Source organism: Streptomyces griseoluteus (assembly GCF_004784465.1).
Classification (GTDB): Bacteria; Actinomycetota; Actinomycetes; order Streptomycetales; family Streptomycetaceae; genus Streptomyces; species Streptomyces griseoluteus.
This window is the reverse complement of the sequence record NZ_SRRU01000009.1, coordinates 228,702-248,487: the sequence shown is the minus strand read 5'-3', so window position 1 is coordinate 248,487 and position 19,786 is coordinate 228,702. Positions and strand designations below refer to the sequence as shown.

The following is a 19,786-nucleotide window of genomic DNA, read 5'->3' as shown; positions in this document are numbered from 1 at the left end:
TTGCTTTTTTAACCGAGTAACGTTTTTATGGGCGGCATGAATCAGCTGGACATTCCGCCCGTGCTCGTAACCGGGGCGACGGGCCGAGTCGGCCGCCTCGCCATCGACCAACTCCTCGACGCGGGCGTGCCGGTCCGCGCCCTCACCCATCGCTCCGGGACGGCAGTGACACTGCCGGCGAAGGTCGAGGTCTTCACCGGCGATCTCACCGTGCCCGAGTCGCTCGAACCGGCGTTGAGCGGCGCCGGTGCGGTCTTCCTCGTCTGGACCGCCCCGCCTCAGACCGCCGCGGCAGTCGTCGAGCGGCTCGCATCCCACGTGCGGCGGGTCGTCTTCCTCTCCTCCCCTCACCAGACGCCGCACCCCTTCTTCCAGCAGCCCAATCCCATGGCGGTGCTGCACGCCGACATCGAGCGGCTCATCGCGGCCACCGGACTCGAGTCGACGATCCTCCGGCCGGGGATGCTGGCGTCGAACACGCTGGCCTGGTGGGCACCCGCGATCCGGACCGGCAAGGTCGTTCGGTGGCCCTACGGCGCTGCCGAGACGGCACCGGTCGACGACCGCGACGTCGCAGCCGTCGCGGCGCGGACTCTCTATCAGGACGGATACGCCGGAGCCGACTACATCCTCACGGGCCCCGAATCGCTTACCCAGGCCGCGCAGGTAGACGTCATCGGTGACGCCCTGGACCGCCGTCTCGCATTCGAGGAGATGACGCCGGACGAGTTCCGAACCCTGTCGGAGGGCACGGCGCCCAGCTCGGTCGTCGACATGCTGCTCGCCGCGTGGGGCGCGGCGGTCGGACAGCCCGCGTACATCACCACTGCGGTGGCCGACATCCTCGGAACGGCACCGCGAACATTTCGCCAGTGGGCCGCCGACCACGCCACCGCGTTCACGGAGGGCCCGTAACCAACCACTCGTCGCTCTGCAACGGCTTGGGACCATCCCCGCAGGCGCGGCGGCGACTGGTGAGGGTCTGGGCGGGTCGTCACACGGGTTGGACTCGCTCCTGTGTCTCAGGGCGGCGGCCAAGGTGCCAGTGGCAGTCAGGCTGCCCAGCAGGACCAGCGTCACGCCGACCATGAACAGCCCGGTGGACGCCTTCGAGATCACCGAGCGATCGGTCCCGGCCATCCCTCGTCCGCGCCGGAGCCCGCTTCGAACGCAGCCACCTTCTATTGATCTTGGCAACTACCCCGCCGTCATCTGACGGGATGCGCGCGATGACGGGTGTGAGGGCTCGACCGCTTCCTCGGTACGCGGCCGGGCCCAGCGCATCAGCCGAACTGAGTCAGTCGGCCGCTTCGACGTAGGACGCCAGGTTGGCCAGCGAGGAAGCGATCCCGGCCTCGTGGTCCGCCTGGCTGATGCCTGGTGGCACGCCCGTGGCGGTGACGGTCACCTCGGTCCCCTCACCGGCGGCAGTGAGATGCCAAATCATCGTCATGGTGCCCGCGTACGACGGATCGTCGGCCTCGAACACCGCCCGCTGCACCACGCGCTCCGGTGGCACCAGGGCGGCAAACCCGACGTCGACGACATCCGTCGCATCCGACGTCTTGCCGGGGCTGTCGGCGGGGTCGAGATAGGTGAGGACCATCCGGAACCCGCCACCCGGCCGGGGATCCCACCGCTCGACCCGACCGCGCATGCCGTCCGGCGGCAGCCAGACCTCGAGGGAATCCCGGTCGAGGAGGGCTCCGTAGACGGTCGCCGGTGGTGCCGCGATCACCCGGCTGGCGCGGTCTGTCCTACCCATGGCCCGATTCTAGAACTGAGGTCCCGCCAGCCCATCCTTATCGACCAACCCGCCGAAGAAACCGTCCCCTTGAACCCCGCCGCCCCTACGGCCGCGACCGTGGCCTCGGCGTCCTTGCGGCTCCCGTCGGAGTGGTAGTTCACGACGACGTTCGCGCCGTGGCCGGCGAAGGTACGGCTGACGAGTCCGCCGAGATTCCTCGCCCCATCGCCGATGACGGCAACCTTGCCGGTGAGGGACTCAGTGTGGGGGCTCATGACGTCTCCCAGTGTGGTGACGCCTGCCCTGGCCGTGGTCACCCCGTCCCTGACCCGCCGCCGTCCTCGCTGTGCACAGTGGCGGGGAACCTCGCGGGCGTGACAGCGGCGGGGCTGATCCGCTTGCCCACCGGTTCGCGGTGAACAGCGACGCTCCGGCAGTCGGCCCGTCACGATCTCCGGCACCGTCCCGGTCAGGGTGGTCCGGTCAGCGCGTCCAGGCGGACGACGACCATGGCGATGTCGTCGTCTGCGCCGCTGGCGAGGTCCAGGCCGGCGAGGAGGGCGTCGGCGAGGTGTTCCGCACCGAACCCGGTGCAGGCGGAGAGCATGTCGGTCAGGCGGGTGAGGCCGGCGTCGATGTCTTCACCGCGGCGTTCGATCAGGCCGTCGGTGTAGAGGATGAGGGTGTCGTCCGGGGTGTAGGTGATGCTGGCCTGGGGGCGGGGGACGTGTTCGGGGCGGGCGCCCAGCGGTGGGTCGGTGGCCTGGTCGAGCAGGTCACAGGTGCCGTCAGCGTGCAGCAGGACGGGCGGGGGGTGACCGGCGCTGCTGTAGATGAGCAGATGGCTGCGGCAGTCGACGAGGACCTGGACGGCGGTGGCGGCCAGGGCTCCCTCGACCGAGCGGGCATACAGTCCCAGGACTTCCAGGGCCTGGGCGGGGCCGTGGACGGTGCGGGTGGCGGCGCTCAGCGCGCTGCGCAGCCTGCCCATGACGGTGGCGGCCATCAGCCCGTGGCCGACCACGTCGCCGACCGCGAGGGCGAAGCGGTCCGCGGGCAGGTCGACCGCGTCGTACCAGTCACCGCACACGTTCAGTGCTCCGGTCGCGGGCAGATAGCGCACGGCGACGCCCGGGTGCCGGGCCAGGTCAGGAGTGTGGAGCATGGTTTCCTGCAGGGCGACGGCGATGCGCCGTTCACGGGCGTGCGCCTGCCGCAGGTCCTCGTTCAGCCGCTGCAGCTGCCGTGCCCGGGCGTACAGCTCCGCTTCCATGGCCGCTTCCCGGCCGGGGCTGAACGACGGCGGGTACGCCGTGCGGCGGGCGCGCACGACGTCGGTCATGTCCTCGGACCGGTGGAGGATCCAGGCGACCTCGCCGTCCGGGCCGAGGACGGGCACGTTGATCGCGGTCCACCACCGCTCCTTGAACACCTCGGGGTTGCCGGCGACCGGGATGTCGTACCTCTGCAGCGCCATGTGATCGGTCTGGCCGCAGGACAGGACCCGGTGCAGCGACGCCTTCAGCGTCTCTGTCCCGTCGGCCTCCGGGTCGGCGGGGTTGTCGGGGAAGACGTCGAAGAGGTACTGCCCCACCAGCTCGGTCCGGCTGCGTCCTGTCACCTCGCAGAAGGCCGGGTTGGCAGCGGCGATCACCAGGTCCGTGCCCAGCATCAGGCACGGGCTCGGAAGGACGGCGAACACCGCCGCGTAGTCGATCTTCGGTACCGTCATAGGCGTGTCCCGGCGAGTTACTTCCTCTTCAATCTACGAACTGTCCTGCTCTCGCGCCCGCCGATCTTTTCGCTCCCTCAGAACGTCGCGGCGATGCAGTCGATGCCAGTCAGCTCCACGTCCAGGCGCGGGGCGCGGCGCCCCCCGGTCCTGGAAATACAGCTCCTTGGCGGCCTGCGCGAGGACCTCGTCGGGGCTCTCGCTGCTGCGCCCGTGCTGGGCAACCAGGACACAGCCGGCCCAGTGCGCGTCCAGGCGGATGGGTGAGCAGCCGCTCGCGCGCCTTGCCGCCTGACCGATGCGGCTCCGGATGCCGCTGGACGGGTTTCTTGCGGGCGCCGCGGCGGTAGCGGCGCCGTCCAGGGCCTTCCCGTTTGCGTCGCAGTGAGGGGAGTGGCCGTCGCGCCCCTCCCCTCACTGCGTGCCCGGTCCCCGCTCACGGTCACGCCTAGGGCGCCTCGTCCGCCGACAGGGCGGTGAGGGCGGCGTCCAGGTCGGGGAAGACAGGGAGCGCGGCCCCGCTCACCTCGATCATCAGTCGCATCAGCCGGTCGGCTCCGACGAGGCCGACGCGGCGGTACAGGCGGAACGCGATCAGGTGGTTCAGCAGCGCCGTGTTGGCGAAGGTCACTTGACGCAGGTCGAACACCACGGGCGTGACGCTGCACTGCAGCAACTCGTAGGTGACCCGTTCGACGACGTGGATGGAGTGAGCGTCGAAGTCGCCCCACAGCCTGATGACCCACACGGTCCGCACGGGGGCCGCGAGTGCTCGGGCCGCATGGCTGGAAGCCCACACCGGAGGATGCACGCTCCTCCTTCTAGGCCCGAGGACAAATAGTTGTCACCAGACAATCATGCCCGGCGCGTTCACGCGACCGACGAAGGCCACCACGGGGAGGTCGGCGTCCGGTGGACATGCCCTGAGCCATGCGTCCGTAGGGCCCTGGACGCGGAAACGCCGCGGTCTTCGGAACGCTGACCTGCGGTCTAGCCGGCCAGGTACACCCTCGGATCAGGAGGCGCCGTTCATGCTTCACCTAGGCGGCGGCGGTCTTCCTCGTCCCACTTCCGGGTGTCGCGGGGCTGGGTGTAGGGCTCGGCGTCCGGCGGCAGGCCGCCTGCGATGGCCCGCTGGCGTACGGTCTCGGCGTCGAACTCCAGGCCCAGCAGGATGGCCAGATTGGTGATCCACAGCCACACGAGGAAGACGATGACGCCGGCCATGGTGCCGTACGTCTTGTTGTAGGAGCCGAAGTTCGCGACGTAGAACGCGAACCCGGCCGAGGCGATCATCCAGATCACCAGGGCGAGGAAGCTGCCTGGGGTGATCCAGCGGAACCCCTTCACCTTCGCGTTGGGGCTCGCCCAGTACAGGATCGCGATCATGACGGTGACCAGGACCACCAGGACGGGCCACTTGGCGATCGACCACACGGTCAGCGCCATGTCCCCGATGCCCAGCGCCGTCCCGGCTCGGCGCGCCAGGCCGCCGGTGAACACCACGATCAGCGCGCTGGCCACGGCCAGCACCATCAGCACGACGGTCACGCCCAGCCGTACGGGGAGGAGCTTCCACACCGGGCGGCCCTCGGGTATGTCGTAGACGGCGTTCGCAGCGCGGATGAACGCCGCCACGTAGCCGGAGGCCGACCACACCGCCAGCACGATGCCGACGACGGCCATGAGGGAGCCGATGCCGGCGTTGCTCTGCAGCTGCTCCACGGCCCTCGTGATGATGTCCCGGGCCGAGCCGGGAGCAAGCTTTCTGATGTTGGCCAGGACCGCGTCGGTCGTGGACTTGCCGGTGATACCCAGCAGGGACACGAGCACCAGTAGCGCCGGGAACAACGACAGCACCCCGTAGTAGGTCAGGGCTGCCGCGCGATCGGTCAGCTCGTCGTCCTTGAACTCCCGCAGTGCTCCCTTGAGCACTCCGCCCCAGGCCCCCTTGGGCAGCTTGGCCGGCGTGTCCGGTGCCCGGCGCTCCACCTCGGGCCCGGGACCGACCTCTTCGGGCGCCGGCGCCTCCTCGCCGCGGTGGTGTGCTTTCCGCCCTGGAAGATGCAGCTTCGCCATACTTGCCGGGTAACCCGTCACGGCCCCGCCTAAGCCATCAGAGGCGTCTCAGGGTCGCTCAGGCGGTCAGAGCCTCACGGAGGGCTGGACAGGGGTTGATGATCTAGAACTGCGGCGTGCACCAGCACGGAAAACTGTGGACCGCCGCACGGAAGTCGCCGGGGACCACTCCATGCTCGCGGTCCAGGCCGCTCGTACATGCCGTTCAGCCGCACCGGGACCGTGGTCGAGGACTGCGCTGCGCAACGCGTTCCTCGACACCACCGCCGGCATCGAGCCTCCTCTCACAACGGTGATCGCCGAACGCCTGGACGGCACCGGAGCGCACACTGCCCGCGTCCTCGCGGCAAGCGTCGCCGCGGCGGTTCGCATCGCGCTGGAAGGCTGGCTCCGGCCGACCGGGAACGCAGAGGCGGCCGGGATCTCCGGCGCCGGAGGACTGGTGCGCCCATTACAGATCGAGGACCAGCTCGGTGGCCGGTGCGCTGCAGCAGACGAGGGTGGTGCCGGTTTCGGGCAGTTCGAGGGGTGGGGTGGTGTAGGTGATGTCACCTGCTACGACCTGGGTGACGCAGGTGTGGCAGACGCCAGTGCGGCAGGACCAGCGGGTGGGGATGTCGCAGGCTTCGGCGAGCTCGAGGAGGGAAGCGTATGCGGTCGACCATGGGGTGGTGACGCCGCTGCGAGCGAATGTGATGAGGGGGCCGGTGCCCGTGGGGCCGGCTGGCGGGTGCGGCCGGACGGCGGCTGTGGGCGCGATGCCAGGGTTGATGGCTGGGAGGGCGCTGAATTGTTCCGTGTGGATCCTGTCCGGGCTCAGCCCGCGACCGCGCAGGAAGCCGGCAACGTCCTCCATGAAGGCGACTGGTCCGCAGAGGTAGGCGTCCGCGTCGGCGGGGATGCCCAGGCCCGCGAGGGATGAGGCAGTAGGGCGGCCCTGGGTGATGGGAAACTTCTCGGGGCGTGGGGTTCCCGAGGTGTAGTAGATGTGCTCGTGGGCGTTGGGGAGTTGCTCCAGAAGCGTGTGGGCCTCGTCCGCGAAGACGTGGTGGGCGCGGTCGTGTGCGATGTGGATCCACCAGACAGGACGTGGATCTCCTCGGGCCGCCAGGTGGTGGAGCATGGCGAGCACCGGAGTGGCACCGATTCCCGCGGAGACGAGAGCGATCGGGCGGGTCCCTTCTTCCAGTACGAACGTTCCGCGAGGGCTGGCGACGCCCATCAGGTCCCCTGGACGAAGCCTGGCGTGGATGTAGCCGCTGACTTTCCCGTGGGGCTCGTGCTTGACGCTGATGCGGTAGGTGCCTTCTTCGGGAGTGGACGAGAGTGAGTAGCTGCGCACCGCGGGGGCGGCACCGGCGACGGGTAGGCGGAGCGACAGGTACTGGCCCGGGCGGGCCTCGGGGAGAGGTGTGCCGTCGGTGGTCCGGAGGTAGATCGACGAGACGCCGGGGGTCTCGCGGACGATGCGGGCGACGCGCATCGCTCTGAACCCGGGCCATCCCGGCGCCTCTTCGGGCTGCTGAGCGGCGGCGCGTTCACCGGGCCGTCCCGGTTCTCGTGCGGGCTCCCGGGCGGCGGCGAGTTCACGGAAGGACTGCTGCCATCCGGGGCTCAGGGCTGGAATGTTCAGGGCTTTGCGGAGCTTCGCGGGGTCGCGGTCGGGCAGGTAGAGCAGTGCGTCGGTGTCGGCGACGCTGAGTTCCTCCGGGCCCCTGCGGGTGAGGGTGATCTCGTCACCGGCCTGGACACGGCCTTCTGTCAGGACGCGCAGATAGAAGCCGGGGCGGTGGTGGGCGACCAGCAGGGAGGCCATGGCGGGCTCGCCCAGGCGCATGCCGACGCGGTAGCAGGTGACGCGGGGCTGGGTGACCTCGAATTCGGCTTCGCCGATGCGGTAGCGGTCGCCGATGCACACGTCGTCGTCGGCCAGTCCGTCGACGGTGAAGTTCTCCCCGAACATCCCGAAGGCCAGGTCGTCGCGACCGAGCTGCGTCCGCCAGTACTGGTAGGACTGCAGCTGGTAGACGAGGACGGCACGGATTTCGCCACCGTGCCCGCCCAGGTCTCCTTGGCCGTCTCCCTCGACATTGAGCCGCCGGACCATGCGGGGGCCCTGGGCGGGGGCCTTCCAGGCCCCGGTGCGGACGGTCCTTCCCTGCCAGGAGACATCCTTGGGCAGGCCTACGTTGACGGACAGCAGCGTCGCCATTGCGGACCTCCTGCGGGATGGTCGGCTGGGGCAGCCCCTCATGCGCTGTGATCTGTGCCTTGCGACCGATCCTAGTTCTGTGCTTGTGCCGCCGCGATTCCGTGATCATGGATCTGTCGGTGCCTGAGCCTCGCCACGTACCGGCGCTCCGGCTGATGACGCTCTTGAGCCGGTACTAACGCCGGGGCCGTCGTCCACCCGGTGGACGACGGCCCTTGCGTTTCAGGAGGACGCTCAGCGGTCCTGGTTCACCTTGGCCAGCGCCTTGGCGAGCCCGTTGGCCCAGAGCTGGTTGACGCGGGAACGCTCGGTGGCGTTCGGGTAGCGGTTGGTGCAGGAGGTGCCGGGGCCGCCGCCGGACATCAGCTCGCTGCACGGGCCGCTGTAGTGGTCGGGCAGGCCCAGCACGTGGCCGGTCTCGTGCGCGGTGACCCGGATCGAGTCGTACTGCTGGTTCTGCGCGTAGTCGAGGAAGACGTAGCCCCGGCCGTGGCCGTCGGTGGAGGCGTAGGAGCCGCGCGAGTCGTTGCCCTCGTAGTAGGAGAAGTTGCCGGTGCCGGTGGTCGAGGCGAGCTTGACGTTGGAGACCGAGCTGTTCCAGATGGAGGTGGAGCTCGATATCTGCGAGCGGAAGCTCGGCGCCTGGCTGGCGTTGTAGTAGACGGTGACGGCCTTGAGGCTCGGGTTCTCGGCCCGCTGCTCGGCGACCGACTTCAGCACCGCGTCGAAGAACGCCTTGGTGTTCGCCGCCTCCTGGGCCGAGCCGGTGTACCCGGCGTGCGGGGCGGCGACGGGGGCGGGCTGGGCGGAGGCGGGGGTGGCGGCGCCGAGCGCGGCGGCGGCCACGCCGAGACCGAGGGCGAGGAGGGATCTGACGGTCTTGGCGGACGTACGGGACGACGTCATGTGGGGTCCTCGTTTTCGTACGTGGGGGTGGCCGTCCGTATGGGGGTGAACGGCCGGTTGCCCCTGAGTCTCGGGCAGGCCAACGGCCTGCGGATGATGGCAAGTTGGGATAGCAGCGAGCTATCGGGGGCACCGCGTGCGGGCCCTGGGAACGCGACGGACCGCGGACCGTCGCGTGGGGGCGACGGTCCGCGGTCCGGGGTACGGCCTGGTGTGCCGAGGGGTCAGCGGGCCTGGTTCACCTTGGCCAGTGCCTTGGCGAAGCCGTTGGCCCAGAGCTGGTCGACGCGGGCGCGCTCGTTGGCGTCCGGGCTGGAGTTGGTGCAGGACGGGCCGGGGCCGCCGCCGGACATCAGCTCGCTGCACGGACCCTCGTAGTGGTCCGGCAGACCGAGCACATGCCCGGTCTCGTGCGTGACGACGCGGACCGAGTCGTACTGCTGGTTCTGCGCGTAGTCCAGGAAGACGTAGCCCCGGCCGTGGCCGTCGGTGGACGCGTAGGAGCCGCGTGAGTCGTTGCCCTCCCGGTAGGAGAAGTCGCCGGTGCCGGAGGTGGCGGACAGCTTCACGTTGGAGACGGAGCTGTTCCAGATCGAGGCGGCCCTCGATATCTGGGAGCTGAAGCTCGGCGCGGCTGACGGGTTGTAGGTGACGGTGACCGACTTCAGGCCCGGGTTCTCGGTCCGCTTCTCGGCGACCGACTTCAGGACCGCGTCGAAGAACGCCTGGTTGTCGGACGCCGCCTGGGCCGAGCCGGTGTATCCGGCGTGCGCGGCGACGGGAGCGGGCCGGGCGGACGCCGGGGCGGCGGCTCCGAACGTGGCGGCGGCCAGGCCGAGACCGAGGGCGACGATCATTCCGGTGCTCTTCGCGGGCATGCGGGAGGACGGCATGTGGGGGTGCTCCTCATTTCGGTGCGTGTGGGGGTGGCCCGTCGTTCGAGTGGGGGTGAACGACCGGCTGCTTCCGAGTCTTGGATAGATCAACAGGCTCCGGCTAATGGCAAGTTGCGGTAGCACCGGGCTATCACCGGCAACTCGTGGCAGTGCGCGGCGATTTATGCGTCTGGCGTGCGCATGCAAACCCGCCCTAGGCTCCCGTCATGGAGCTAGAGGTGAGGCACTTCCGGGTTCTGTGCGCCATCGCGGATGCGGGCAGCCTGCATCAGGCGGCGCGTGAACTCGGCCTGGCCCAGCCCTCGTTGAGCACCCAGCTGCGCCGGATCGAGAAGGCGCTGGGCGGCCCGCTCTTCACCCGCGGCCACACCGGCTGCCGCGCCACCCCGTTGGGCCGGCTGGTGCTGAGCCGGGCCCGGCCGCTGGTCGGGGAGCTCGAAGCCCTCGTCACCGAGGCCCGCGCGGCGGCCGCCCGCGCCTCGGCCGGGCCGCGGCTGCGGATCGGCGCCACCGCCAGCCGCGCCCTGCCGGGCTGGCTGCGCCGGCTGCGCTCCCGTGTCCCGGCGGCCGAGCCCTCGCTCCAGATGGACGCCTCCGCCAACGCGCTGCTGCGCCAGGTCGCCGAGGGCGCGCTGGAGCTGGCCTTCGTGCACGAGGTGGAGGGCAGTCCGCTGCGGGTCCCGCCGGGGCTGTGCCTACGGGTGCTGGTGGAGCGGGAGCCGCAGTTCGTCTCGCTGGCGGCCGACCATCCGGCGGCGGCCAGGAGCGAGGTGCGGCTGACCGAGCTGGCCGAGGAACGGTGGATGGTGGACTCCACGGTGGACGGCGAGTGGGACGCGATCTGCCGGGTGCTGCGCGAGGCCGGGATCGAGCCGGACCTGCTGCACGGCGACTACCTCACCGCGTACTCGCTGGCCGCCACGGGCGAGGTGGTCACGGTCAGCCAGCCCACCGCGCACCCCCGCTCCGACCTCGCCATCCGCCCCCTGCACGGCGACCCGATCGGGGTGCGGCTGCTGCTCGCGGCCCGCACCGAGACCGACCTCGACCGGGGCTTCGAGGAACTGGCCGACGCCTACTGGGAGGTGGCCCTCCAGGCCCCCGCGTACCGGGACTGGCTGGAGCGCGGCCCAGAGCCGCGTCCCGCCGACCTGTGCGGCACCGTCACCCGGACGGTGCCGGGGCCGGACGCAGGACCCGATCAGGTGCCGGACCCGAACGTCCGCGTGGTGTAGGCGCATTCGGTGTACACATAGCCCGATCTGAGCCGCGCGGTGTCGGAGGCGGGCGAGCCGGCACCGGCGCCCTGGGGCTGGTGCACGAAGTATGTGGTGCCGGTGGGCAGTTGGATCGTGCGCTGCGGGTAGTTCCGCCCGCTGTCGGAGCACGGCTTGAAGCCCGCCGTGATGGTCGCGGCGAGGGAGTACGCGGTGCAGCCGCCGCATGCCTTGAGGGTGAAGCTGCCGGTGACCGGGCCGGTGTAGAGCACGGTGATGTCGTGGGGGCTGTCGTTCTTCACCGTGACGGAGATGCTGCCGCCGGAGGCCGTGGTGGGCAGCTTCTTCCCGGCCGCCGGGAGGGTCTGGGCGACCTCGGCGGCTATGGCGATCTTCCTGGCCCTCTCCCGCTTCCCCCCGCCCTTGCTGTCCGAGACATAGCTCCGCATGCTCTGCCGCGCCCCGGCGAAGTCCCCGTCCTTGTACTGGTCCACCCCGCACTCGTAGGCGCCCGCGTCCCCGCCCCTCCCGGCGCGGGCGGCGACCGCCGTGAGGTCGGTGGAGGCGTTGCCGGCCGAGGCGGCGAGGTCGGTGAGCCGGGTGTCCAGGGTGTGCAGCCGGTCCACGGCGGTGCAGGGCGCGTTCCCGCCGACCCCCTGCTGCGCGGTCCGTACGGCCGCGTCGACGGCCGGCACCACCTTGGCGGCGGCCGGTGAGCCGGGGAAGTCGGCGAGCAGCTCGCGGAACCGGTCGACCCACGCCTCCCCGCCGTCGCCGAGGTCGGCCTTGCCGCACTCGTAGAGCGAGGTGGCCAGCCGGTCGTCGGGCCAGCGGGTGAGCGAGCCGAGCTGGTCGGCAGGCATGGTGCGCGGCACCGTACGGAGGAACTGGAGGGGCTCGACGGCCACGCAGTATTCACCCCGCCCGTACGCGGCGCCGACGCCGGCGTAGTAGGCGCGCATCCGGGCGGGGACGCGGTCGGCGGCGCGGGAGCCGGGGTGGTCGACCGCGAGGTCGCGGTAGACGGCGAGGGCCGAGCGGTAGTCGGCGCGGGAGGCGGCGAAGGTGTGCCGTCCGGCCGCCGCCACCAGGTCGTCGGCCTTCTGCAGCCGGCCGAGCAGCGCCTGCTGTTCGGCCTCCGCGCGGGCACCGTCGTACCAGAGCGCGCCGCCGGCCGGTACGGCGAGCAGCACCAGGCCCAGCACGAGGGCGAGGGGCGCGCCCAGGGACAGCGGGGTGCGCAGTCCCAGGCGGGCGCCGTGGGCCGCGGCGAGCAGCAGGACGACGAGGTAGCCGACCAGCACCCCGTCGGGCAGGCCGTCGGCGTCGGCGGGCAGCGCGGCGAAGAGGAGGACGGCGGTGGCGGCAAGGCACAGTGCCAGCGCGCTCCATCTTCGGAGCAGGGCATAACCGAGGCCGAGTCCGCTCAGGTTGAGGAGGGCCACCGCGGCGGCCCGCAGCGCGCTCGGCGGCGCGGGCGGTGGCCCGGACGGCATCGGCGGAACGGTGAACCCCTGGTACGGACCGAACGGCGCTTCCGGCATGTCGGCTCCCCCTGTCAACCGCCCCGCGCTCGCCATGAGTCTACGGCGCGTGTCGGGTGCACGACAGAGGGTGTGCGCGAAGGTGCGCACGCCGCGCGAGGGTGTGGGCGCCGGACGGCGCGCGGGCGCGTGAGCGCGGCTCACGTGAGACTGGATGCCGGACGACCGATCGGCGGGCCGGGAGGCGATGGGCGGGTGAACGCCGTCAATCCCACGGACAGCGCCTCCCTGCTGGCCGCCTTCGGCGCCCTGGGCGTGCTGGCGGTGACCTTCGCCGAGTCCGGGCTGCTGGTCGTCGGCTTCTTCCTGCCCGGTGACACGCTGCTGTTCCCCGCCGGGGTGCTCTGCGCGGTCCAGCACGGCGGGGAACAGCAGCCCCGGCTGGTCCTGTGGCAGGTCATGCTCTGCGCCGCCGTGGGCTCGGTGGTGGGCGCCCAGGTCGGCTTCCTCATCGGACGGCACGGCGGCCGGGCGCTGCTCACCCGCACCTCCAGCCACCGGGTCAGGGAGGGTGTGGAGCGGGCGGAACGCCTGCTGGCCCGGTACGGATACCGCAAGGCACTGGTCATCGGCCGGTTCGTACCCATGCTGCGCTCCGTGCTGCATCCCGCCGCCGGGGCGCTCGGGGTGCCGACGCGCGTCTTCACCGTCTGGCAGACGGTCGGTGGGGTGCTGTGGTCGCAGAGCCTCGTCCTGGCGGGCTGGGCGCTGGGCGCGTCGGTCGACCACGTCGACGACTACCTCCTCCCGCTGATCGCGCTGGTCGTCGCCGTCTCGCTGCTGCCGCTCCTGGTGGAAGTGGTCCGCTCCCGGCGCGGCCGGGGCCGACAGGGCCGTCGCGACACCGGCGACTGAGCGGCCCCCGCATCACCCGCCCGGCTCAACCGGGGTCCGCCTAAGGGGCGAGGGTTCGTGAGCGGTGTGACGGTGGTGGAGCACGGTGGGAGACATGGCCCCATGCACCGGCGGCGAGGAGGCGGCATGGCTGACACGGGAGGCGAGGGCGGCACCGCGTGCGTCGCCGCGCCCGGCCAGGACATCCCCGAGGCACTCTCCGGTGATCCGTTCACCCGGGTGGGCGCGGTCGCGGACGCCGTGCTGTACGAGGGCTACCTGCTCTATCCCTACCGGCGTTCCTCGGCGAAGAACCGGGTCCGCTGGCAGTTCGGGGTGCTGCTCCCCCGTACCTGGGTGGAGGCGGACGGCCCGGTCGCCGAGGGCATCTCCGGTTCGGCGGACTCCTGGTACCAGCGCACGGAGTGCCTGGTACGGGCGGCTCCGGACGCGGTGCTGCGGGTCCGGGTGCGCTACCTCCAGCTCCAGCGCAAGCAGGTGGAGGCGCCGGGCGAGGACGGGCGGTACCGGCCGGTGGAGTCGCTGCGCGGGGACGACGGCACGGCACATCTGAGCTTCGAGGAGGCGGTCCCGTACGAGAGGGACCTCGCGTGGCCGCTGGCGGAGCTGCTGCGCGGCCCCCGCACCGCCGAGGTCTCCGCGCCGGCGGCCGTCTACACCGAGGAACTGGGCGCCGGGCGGGTGGTGCGCCGCCGTGAGCACGTGCGGGCGCACACCACGGTCGCGGCCGAGAGGCTCGCGGACGGCCTGTACCGGCTGTGCGTGCGCACCGAGAACGCGGGTGAGGCGCCGGACGCCCGCGCCCCGCGCGCGGAGGCGCTGCGGCAGGCGCTGCTCGCCGCGCACACCCTGCTGGCCGGTGAGGGGCTGGAGTTCGTATCGCAGACCGACCCGCCGGCCGCGCTGCGGGACCGGGCGCGCGGCTGCCGCAGCGCCTTCACCTTCCCCGTGCTCGGCGGCCCGGCCGGGGAGAGCGCGGACGGCGCCACCGGGCCGGTACTGCTCTCGGCGCCGATCATCCTCCCCGACCATCCGCAGGTGGCGCCGGAGAGTCCGGGCGATCTGCACGACGCGGCGGAGATCGACGAGATCCTGACGCTGCGCACCATGCTGCTGACCGACGAGGAGAAGGCGGAGGCACGGGCCACCGACCCGCGCGCCGCCCGCATCCTCGACCGGGTCGACACGATGCCGCCCGAGGTGTTCGCCAACCTGCACGGCGCGATCCGCTCGCTGGCCCCGGCCGCAGAAGAGGCTTGTGAGGCGCGGCCCGCCTGGTGGCAGGAGGGCGGCGACGCCGGCCTCTCCCCCACGACCGACACCGTCACCGTGGACGGCGTCCCGCTCGGCACCGGCAGCCGGGTGCGGCTGAACCCCCGGCTGCGCGGGGCCGACGCTCAGGACATGTTCCTGGTCGGGCGGAGCGCCGAGGTGGCCGCGGTCTTCCACGACGTGGACGGCAGCGTGCACCTGGCGGTGACCGTCGACGACGACCCGGCGGCCGAACTGCACGGCTGGTACGGCCGCTTCCACTACTTCCGGCCCGACGAACTCGAGCCCCTCGGGGACGGCACCGAGCCGCCGCCCTGAGCCCCGCCGGACCCGAGCCCCGGACGCCCCCGACGGCGACACCCACTCCCCAGCGGCCGACCGACCGCAGCGAAGGCAGGCGACATGACCACCGAGAGCCACACCACCGCGGCCCGTGAACGCATCGAACGATCCGAGGAACACCGGGGGATAGACGAGATCACCATCCTGTGGATCTCGGAGGGGATGAGCTGCGACGGCGACACCGTCTCCCTGACGGCGGCGATGCAGCCCTCCATCGAGGACGTGGTGCTCGGCCTGATCCCCGGCCTTCCCAAGGTCAACCTGGTCAACAAGGTGCTCTCGCCGAGCCTGGGCGGCGAGGACTTCCTCGCCCCCTACCGGGCGGCGGCACGCGGCGAGCTGGGCACCCCGTTCATCCTCGTCATCGAGGGTTCGGTGCCCAATCAGGACATCATCGAGGGCGACGGCTTCTGGACGTCGTTCGGCAACGACCCGGTGACCGGACAGCCGCAGACCATCAACTGGTGGATCGACCAGCTCGCCCCGAAGGCGTGGGCGACGGTCGCGGCCGGCACCTGCGCCACCTACGGCGGCATCCACGGCATGGCCGGCAACCCGACCGGTTCCATGGGCCTCGGGGACTACCTGGGCTGGGACTACAAGTCGACGGCCGGGCTGCCCATCGTCAACGTGCCCGGCTGTCCGATCCAGCCGGAGAACTTCATGGAGACCCTGATCTGGGTGCTCCAGCACGCCGCCGGTGACGCGCCGCCGCCCCCGCTGGACCACATGCTGCGGCCGCAGTGGCTGTTCGGCAAGACCGTCCACGAGGGCTGCGACCGGGGCTCGTACTACGAGCAGGGCGACTTCGGCCTCGACTACAACTCCCCCAAGTGCCTGGTGAAGACCGGCTGCTGGGGGCCGGTGGTCAACTGCAACGTGCCCAAGCGCGGCTGGATGGCCGGCATCGGCGGCTGCCCGAACGTCGGCGGCATCTGCATCGGCTGCACCATGCCCGGTTTCCCGGACGCGTTCATGCCGTTCATGGACGAGCCCCCCGGCGGCACCCTGTCCTCCCTGGTCATCAAGCCGTACGGCGCGGTCGTGCGCCGGCTGCGCGGCATGACCAACGAGATGGTCAACCACGAGCCCAAATGGCGGCACAAGAAGTCCAAGCTCACCAGCGGTTACGACCCGTACTGGCGTCCCTGACGCCGGTCCGGCCACCGCAGCACCCCACCACCACCCGCACCACCCCGACAGCGAGGGGCAGTACCGCAGATGACGACCACCGAATCCCGGCCCACGGGGCGCAAACCCGCTCAGCTCGTGGACATGTCCTGGGACCCGATCACCAGGATCATCGGCAACCTGGGCATCTACACGAAGATCGACTTCGCCAACCGCGAGGTCGCCGAGTGCCACAGCACCTCGTCGCTGTTCCGCGGCTACTCGGTGTTCATGAAGGGCAAGGACCCGCGCGACGCCGGGTTCATCACCTCGCGCATCTGCGGTATCTGCGGGGACAACCACACCACCTGCTCCAACTACGCCCAGCAGATGGCGTACGGGATCAAGCCGCCGCCGATGGCCGAGTACATCACCAACCTCGGCGAGGCGGCCGAGTACATGTTCGACCACACGATCTTCCAGGACAACCTGGTGTTCGTGGACTTCTGCGAGGCCATGGTCAAGGCGACCAACCCCGGCCTGCTGGCCCGCGCCGAGCGCACCGACGCCCCGCGCGGGGAGATCCACGGCTTCCGGACCATCGCCGACATCATGAAGGCGTTCAACCCCTTCGAGGGCGAGGTCTACAAGGAGGCCCTCCGGGTCAGCCGGGTCACGCGGGAGATGTTCTGCCTGATGGAGGGGCGGCACGTGCACCCCTCCACGCTGTATCCGGGCGGGGTCGGCACCATGCCGCAGCCGAGCGTCTTCACCGACTATCTCAGCCGGCTGATGCACGTCATCGACTTCATCAAGAAGGCGGTGGCGATGAACGACGACGTCTTCGACTTCTTCTACGAGGCCCTGCCGGGCTACGAGGAGGTCGGACGCCGCCGCATCCTGCTGGGCTGCTGGGGCGCCTGGCAGGACCCCGCCGTCGTGGACTACCGCTACGCCTCGATGAACGAGTGGGGCAAGGCGATGCACGTGACGCCGGGCGTCATCGTCGACGGCCAGCTGGTCACCAACAACCTCATCGACATCAACCTCAACATGCGCATCATGCTGGGGAGTTCGTTCTACGACGACTGGGTCAACGAGCAGCCGTTCGTCACCCACGACCCGCTGGGCAACCCGGTCGACATGCGGCACCCGTGGAACCAGACGACCGTCCCGGTGCCGCAGAAGCGCGAGTTCGACGGGAACTACAGCTGGGTCATGAGCCCGCGCTGGTACCACAAGGAGACGGACAAGCACCTCGCCCTGGACACCGGCGGCGGCCCCCTCGCCCGCCTGTGGTCGACGGCGCTGAGCGGCCTGGTCGACACCCGGTACGTCAAGGCGGCGAACGGCAAGGTGCGCATCCAGCTCCCCAAGGGCGAGTCGCTCCCGGAGACCACACTGGAATGGTCCATCCCGAAGTGGAGCAACACCCTCGAACGCGACCGGGCGCGGCCCTACTTCGTGGCGTACGCGGCCGCGATGGCCCTGCAGTTCCTGGAGGAGTCCATGGAGCTGCTGCGGGCGGGCGAGACCAAGGTGTTCCAGGACTTCGAGGTACCGGACGAGGCCATCGGCTGCGGCTTCCACGAGGCCGTGCGCGGGGTCCTCTCGCACCACTTGGTGATCAAGGACAAGAAGATCGCCAACTACCACCCGTACCCGCCGACCCCGTGGAACGCGAGCCCCCGCGACATCTACGGCACCCCCGGCCCTTACGAGGACGCCGTCCAGGGCCAGCCCATCTTCGAGGAGAACGGGCCGGACGACTTCAAGGGCGTCGACATCATGCGCACCGTGCGCAGCTTCGACCCCTGTCTGCCGTGCGGCGTCCACATGTACATGGGCAAGGGCAAGACGCTGGACGTCGTGCACTCCCCCACCTACGGGGCCAGCCATGGCTGACGGCGCCCGGCTCGCCGGCCCGGCGGTCGAGGCCCGGCTCGCCCGGCTGGACGAGCTGCTGGAGCGACTGGAGTCCGGCAGTGGCCAACTGTCCGCCGAGGCACTTGAGTCGGTGGGCCTGCTGACCGAGGTGTACGGGGAGGCGCTGGCCCGGATGCTCGACGGGGCGGACGCCGCCCTGCTGGACCGGGTGGCCGGTGACGAGCTGCTGGCGCATCTGCTGGTGCTGCACTCCCTGCACCCCGAGCCGCCGGAGCGGCGGGCCGAGCGTGCGGTGGAGCGGCTGCGGCCCGCGGTGCGTGAGCGCGGCGGGGACCTTCAGTGGCTGGGCGTCGAGGGCGAGGTGGCCCGCGTGCGGGTCGACTCCGGCGGCGGTGGCTGCGGGTCGGGGTGCGGCGGAGGCGGCGGGGACGTCACCGAGGTGGTGCGGGCGACCGTACTGGCCGCGGCTCCGGAGCTGCGGGCGGTGGAGGCGGTCACGGCCGAGCGGGCGAAGCCGCCCGCGTTCGTGCCGCTGGCCACGCTGACCACGCGCCGGGCGGAGCGTCCGCAGGAGGCGCGGTGAGCGGGGCGCTGGCCCGGCTGATCCGCTCCGGCCCGGCCGGGGCGGGGCGGCCCGAGACGTGCGAGCTGTGTGCCGCGCCGGTGGCCGAGGAGCATCCGCATCTGTTCGAGACGGCGGCCGACGAGGTCCGCTGTGTCTGCGGTCCCTGCTCGGTGCTCTTCGCCGAACAGGGCTCGGGCGGCGGCCGGTACCGCTTGGTGCCCCGGCGGCGGGTGCGGCTGGCGCCGGTCGACACGGCGGCACTGGGGGTGCCGGTGGGTCTGGTGTTCTTCGTGCCGCGCGCCGACGGCACGGTGACCGCGCAGGGGCCGAGCCCCGCCGGGGCCATGCGGTGGGAGGTGGACTCCGACGCCTGGCAGGGGCTGGCCGCCGCGTGTCCGCCGCTCGCCTCCGTGGTACCCGACGTGGAGGCGCTGCTGGTCAACACGGTGCGCGGCCAGGAGGAGCACTGGATCGTGCCCGTCGACGACTGCTTCCGGATGGTGGCCCTGGTCCGCGCGGAGTGGGAGGGGCTGTCCGGTGGCGGCCGGGTGTGGCCGGCCGTCGAACGGTTCTTCGCGGAGCTCACCGAGCGTTCGTGAAGCCCAGAGATGCGTGAAGCCCAGAGAGGAGACGATCATGGGCAGGATCAGAGTGGGCCGCCCCCAGGTGAAGCCCGACACGCCGACACACGTGCCGGGCCTGCACGAGGGCAACAGGGGCCCCTATCAGGAGCAGGTAGGCCATCACGAGGACGGCACCGCCGACTCGCGCCGCTCCACGGGGATCCGTACCAGGCGGCACAACGCCATTCTCGACGTCATGCCGAACATCCCACCGGGATGAGAGGGCAGGAAGTGAGCGCCATGAAGATCGGAAAAGCCGCACGAGCCGTCGTCAAGACGGAGCGGACCCTGTGGACGGGGCGGCGGGTGCTCGTCGCCCAGGCCGCCGTGCTCGCCGGTCTGACCCTGCTGCTGGTCGTGAGCGAGGTCCCCGGCATCATCCGGGAGATCAAGATCTACCGGATGACCGGCGGCCGCCGCGCGCTCCGCCGGTACCCGTGAGGTCCCGGTGCACGAGCTGTCGATCGCGACCGCGATCGTGGAGCAGGCCGGGGAGATCGCCCGCGCGGACGGCGCCGGGGACGTCTCCTCGGTGACCGTGCGGGTGGGTGAGCTGGCGGGTGTGGTGCCGGACGCGCTGCACTTCGCCTTCGAGGTGGCCCGTGACGGCACCTCGCTCGCCCCGGCCCGGCTGGTGGTGGAGCAGGTGACGGCGGTGGCCTGGTGCGGCGGGTGCGCGGCGGAGTTCGCGGTGGGCATGCCGCCGTTCTTCTGGTGCCCCGCCTGCGACCGGCCGTCGCAGGACCTGCGCAGCGGACGGGAGTTGGAGATCACCGCCGTGGAGGCGGTGCCCTGACCC

20 protein-coding genes and 1 pseudogene are annotated in these 19,786 nt (G+C 71.2%); 12 read left to right on the top strand and 9 right to left on the bottom strand.

From position 1 onward, the window contains the following. The first annotated feature begins 36 nt into the window (after nt 1-36). Nucleotides 37-915 carry an NAD(P)H-binding protein gene (locus E5082_RS24530; protein WP_229918735.1) on the top strand — a complete coding sequence of 293 codons (879 nt, stop codon included), beginning with the start codon at nt 37-39 and terminating at the stop codon, nt 913-915. A 382-nt stretch (nt 916-1,297) separates the two neighbouring features. Here E5082_RS24530 and E5082_RS24525 read toward each other — a convergent pair whose 3' ends face one another. From E5082_RS24525 to E5082_RS24505, 5 genes are all read right to left on the bottom strand, one after another. Next, entirely contained in the window at nt 1,298-1,765 is a 468-nt protein-coding gene (locus E5082_RS24525; RefSeq protein ID WP_135793423.1) for an SRPBCC family protein, read from the bottom strand. Next, a complete protein-coding gene (locus tag E5082_RS24520) occupies nt 1,735-2,022 on the bottom strand; it encodes a hypothetical protein (RefSeq protein ID WP_135793422.1) in 288 nt (95 codons plus the stop codon). The genes E5082_RS24525 and E5082_RS24520 overlap by 31 nt, the downstream gene beginning before the upstream one ends. Before the next feature lie 194 nt (nt 2,023-2,216). Further along, complete coding sequence (locus E5082_RS24515; RefSeq protein ID WP_135793421.1) at nt 2,217-3,479, bottom strand: SpoIIE family protein phosphatase; 1,263 nt, start codon at nt 3,477-3,479, stop codon at nt 2,217-2,219. A 448-nt stretch (nt 3,480-3,927) separates the two neighbouring features. Further along, a complete protein-coding gene (locus E5082_RS24510; RefSeq protein WP_135793420.1) occupies nt 3,928-4,290 on the bottom strand; it encodes an STAS domain-containing protein in 363 nt (120 codons plus the stop codon). A 218-nt stretch (nt 4,291-4,508) separates the two neighbouring features. Further along, nucleotides 4,509-5,558, bottom strand: coding sequence for a YihY/virulence factor BrkB family protein (locus E5082_RS24505; protein ID WP_135793419.1), 1,050 nt, complete (start codon nt 5,556-5,558; stop codon nt 4,509-4,511). Between the two features lie 226 nt (nt 5,559-5,784). Here E5082_RS24505 and E5082_RS33045 point away from each other — a divergent pair. Beyond that, nucleotides 5,785-6,030: pseudogene (locus E5082_RS33045) on the top strand (TetR family transcriptional regulator); the annotation flags it as partial. Here the strand turns inward: E5082_RS33045 and E5082_RS24495 are convergent. From E5082_RS24495 to snpA (E5082_RS24485), 3 genes are all read right to left on the bottom strand, one after another. Then, complete coding sequence (locus E5082_RS24495; protein WP_135793418.1) at nt 6,010-7,770, bottom strand: MOSC and FAD-binding oxidoreductase domain-containing protein; 1,761 nt, start codon at nt 7,768-7,770, stop codon at nt 6,010-6,012. The pseudogene E5082_RS33045 and the gene E5082_RS24495 sit on opposite strands and share 21 nt — an antisense overlap. A gap of 234 nt (nt 7,771-8,004) precedes the next feature. Then, nucleotides 8,005-8,676, bottom strand: a complete 672-nt coding sequence (snpA, locus tag E5082_RS24490; RefSeq protein ID WP_135793417.1) for a snapalysin — start codon at nt 8,674-8,676, stop codon at nt 8,005-8,007. Nucleotides 8,677-8,900: 224 nt separating this feature from the next. Then, complete coding sequence (snpA, locus tag E5082_RS24485) at nt 8,901-9,569, bottom strand: snapalysin (RefSeq protein WP_135793416.1); 669 nt, start codon at nt 9,567-9,569, stop codon at nt 8,901-8,903. A gap of 209 nt (nt 9,570-9,778) precedes the next feature. On the opposite strand from snpA (E5082_RS24485), the gene E5082_RS24480 reads away from it, so the two are divergent. Continuing rightward, nucleotides 9,779-10,807, top strand: a complete 1,029-nt coding sequence (locus tag E5082_RS24480; RefSeq protein ID WP_135793415.1) for a LysR family transcriptional regulator — start codon at nt 9,779-9,781, stop codon at nt 10,805-10,807. Here the strand turns inward: E5082_RS24480 and E5082_RS24475 are convergent. Further along, nucleotides 10,774-12,333 (bottom strand): tetratricopeptide repeat protein, encoded by a 1,560-nt coding sequence (locus E5082_RS24475; protein WP_135793414.1) that lies wholly within the window; start codon nt 12,331-12,333, stop codon nt 10,774-10,776. The two genes, E5082_RS24480 and E5082_RS24475, sit on opposite strands and share 34 nt — an antisense overlap. Nucleotides 12,334-12,528: 195 nt before the next feature. Between E5082_RS24475 and E5082_RS24470 the strand changes: the two genes are divergently transcribed. The 9 genes from E5082_RS24470 (at nt 12,529) to hypA (ending at nt 19,783) form a co-directional block, all read left to right on the top strand. Further along, nucleotides 12,529-13,188: a DedA family protein gene (locus E5082_RS24470; protein ID WP_135793413.1), complete on the top strand. Its 660-nt coding sequence runs from the start codon at nt 12,529-12,531 to the stop codon at nt 13,186-13,188. A gap of 126 nt (nt 13,189-13,314) precedes the next feature. Then, nucleotides 13,315-14,778 carry a hypothetical protein gene (locus tag E5082_RS24465; RefSeq protein WP_190045217.1) on the top strand — a complete coding sequence of 488 codons (1,464 nt, stop codon included), beginning with the start codon at nt 13,315-13,317 and terminating at the stop codon, nt 14,776-14,778. Nucleotides 14,779-14,862: 84 nt separating this feature from the next. After that, complete coding sequence (locus tag E5082_RS24460; protein ID WP_135793412.1) at nt 14,863-15,954, top strand: NADH-quinone oxidoreductase subunit B family protein; 1,092 nt, start codon at nt 14,863-14,865, stop codon at nt 15,952-15,954. Between the two features lie 69 nt (nt 15,955-16,023). Beyond that, nucleotides 16,024-17,817: a nickel-dependent hydrogenase large subunit gene (locus tag E5082_RS24455; protein WP_135793411.1), complete on the top strand. Its 1,794-nt coding sequence runs from the start codon at nt 16,024-16,026 to the stop codon at nt 17,815-17,817. Continuing rightward, entirely contained in the window at nt 17,810-18,382 is a 573-nt protein-coding gene (locus tag E5082_RS24450; RefSeq protein ID WP_135793410.1) for a NifU family protein, read from the top strand. The genes E5082_RS24455 and E5082_RS24450 overlap by 8 nt, the downstream gene beginning before the upstream one ends. Beyond that, on the top strand, nt 18,379-18,963 hold the full coding sequence (locus E5082_RS24445; protein WP_135793409.1) for a DUF5947 family protein: 585 nt from the start codon (nt 18,379-18,381) through the stop codon (nt 18,961-18,963). Before E5082_RS24450 ends, E5082_RS24445 begins: the two co-directional genes overlap by 4 nt. Nucleotides 18,964-19,000: 37 nt before the next feature. Beyond that, nucleotides 19,001-19,207 (top strand): hypothetical protein, encoded by a 207-nt coding sequence (locus E5082_RS24440; RefSeq protein ID WP_135793408.1) that lies wholly within the window; start codon nt 19,001-19,003, stop codon nt 19,205-19,207. Between the two features lie 20 nt (nt 19,208-19,227). After that, nucleotides 19,228-19,428, top strand: a complete 201-nt coding sequence (locus E5082_RS24435) for a hypothetical protein (RefSeq protein WP_135793407.1) — start codon at nt 19,228-19,230, stop codon at nt 19,426-19,428. Nucleotides 19,429-19,435: 7 nt separating this feature from the next. After that, nucleotides 19,436-19,783 (top strand): hydrogenase maturation nickel metallochaperone HypA, encoded by a 348-nt coding sequence (hypA, locus tag E5082_RS24430; protein ID WP_135793406.1) that lies wholly within the window; start codon nt 19,436-19,438, stop codon nt 19,781-19,783. Nucleotides 19,784-19,786: the final 3 nt, after the last annotated feature.